Origin of the sequence: Armatimonas sp., assembly GCF_043760365.1 — a bacterium.
GTDB lineage: Bacteria > Armatimonadota > Armatimonadia > Armatimonadales > Armatimonadaceae > Armatimonas.
This window is the reverse complement of record NZ_JAYUPA010000543.1, coordinates 1-1583: the sequence shown is the minus strand read 5'-3', so window position 1 is coordinate 1583 and position 1583 is coordinate 1. Positions and strand designations below refer to the sequence as shown.

Genomic DNA, 1583 nt, shown 5'->3' with positions numbered 1-1583 from the left:
CCCGAAGGCGGAGCCGTGCTACGCTACGATATCACCATTCCCAAGGGCACGACCTACGAGGTCTGGAACCGGATCGGCTATGAGTTCGCTCGCTCAGATTTCGACTGGCGGCTTGACGGCGGAGCCTGGCAGCGCGTCACACCCGAGACGCTGACCACGGATCTCATGAGCCTGGAGACCTGGAACGAGGTCGCCTGGCTGCGGCTTGGGGCGCAAAAGCTCGGGTCAGGGGCGCACACGCTGGAGATTCGCCTGCCCAAAGACGCTAAAAAGCGCGTGCTCTATGCTTCGGATGCGCTCTGTTTCTACGCGGGTACGTGGCATCCCTATGGCAGATACAAGCCAGGTGAGGAGCACCGAAGCGAGCGGGATCGCGCAGCGGCGGCGCAGGCTTTCACGCTGGGAACCACTGGCCCGCGCCCTTCTGTCTCTCTGGCAGGCGACTGGGAAGTATGCCGTGCGGATGAACAGACTCCCCCCTTTGATATCGCCCAGCCAATGGAGATTGTGCTTCCGCCTGACCCAAAGTGGAGCGCGATTACCGTGCCCTCGGATAAGAATATTGCGCGCCCAGATCTGACCTTTGCCCACCGGCTCTGGTACCGCACGCGAGTTAACATCCCCGCAGCGAGCACTGCTTCACGCTACATTCTCACCTTTCCACGCAATAACTTAAATACCACCGTTATTGTCAATGGTATGTTCTGTGGCTTCAACAAAAATCCCAATGCGAAGTTCGATATTGACATTACAAAGGCTATCCAGCCGGGCAAAACCAATGAGATTCGTGTCGGGATTCGTGATGCCTGGTATGGCTACTCTACCAGCCCGACCGATCCACTGAAGCTACGCAAGAAGTTCAATCTGCCCCTGAGTGTGGTGGGTACGGGCTTTCAGGATCTTGCCTACCCTATCTGGAATGCCTGGCAGAGCGGCTTGGTGCAGACCCCAGTTCTCACCCGCACCGGAGCCGCGCAAATCCATGATGTCTTTATCCAGCCCGATGTTTCGGGAAAGCGCCTGAATTTCTCCTATGCGATGCACCCAAGCGAGGCCCCACGACGCTATGAGGTGCTCGACAGCCGTACGGGTGCCGTCGTTGCCCGCTGGCAGTCCACCAATAAACCTCAGGAGGCAGAGCAAGGCAATCCACTTCTTACCGTTCGCGAGTCGCTGCCGTTTCCCGAGGCGCGGCCCTGGTGGCCGGAGCCCAATCCACAACTCTACACGCTCCGCATTATCTGTGGCGACGATGTACAGGAGACGCGCTTTGGGTTCCGTCAGTGGGATGTTCGAGGAAAGGACTTCACGCTCAACGGGCAAGTCTGGCACGGGTGGGCGGATCTGGGCGCAGGCAGTGACCCGAAAAGCTGGCTGCAAAACTATCGCACGACCAACCAGCGCTTTATGCGGCTCGCGGGCCATGCCCAAGGAGGGCCAAGCTGGCTGGGCCTCACTCCCGACAAAGCGCTTGATTTCTTCGATGAGAGTGGCGTGGTCGTGCGGCGCAGTGGCGATCTGGACGGCGAGGCAATTGGCTACATGGCAATTGAGGGCGACGATGCACTCAAAAAACTCTATGG

Annotated in this window: 1 protein-coding gene; it reads left to right on the top strand. The window is 58.9% G+C overall.

Annotated features, from left to right (window positions below):
• A partial coding sequence (locus ACH2EH_RS12540; protein WP_395142146.1) for a sugar-binding domain-containing protein occupies positions 1–1583 on the top strand: 1583 nt, incomplete at both ends.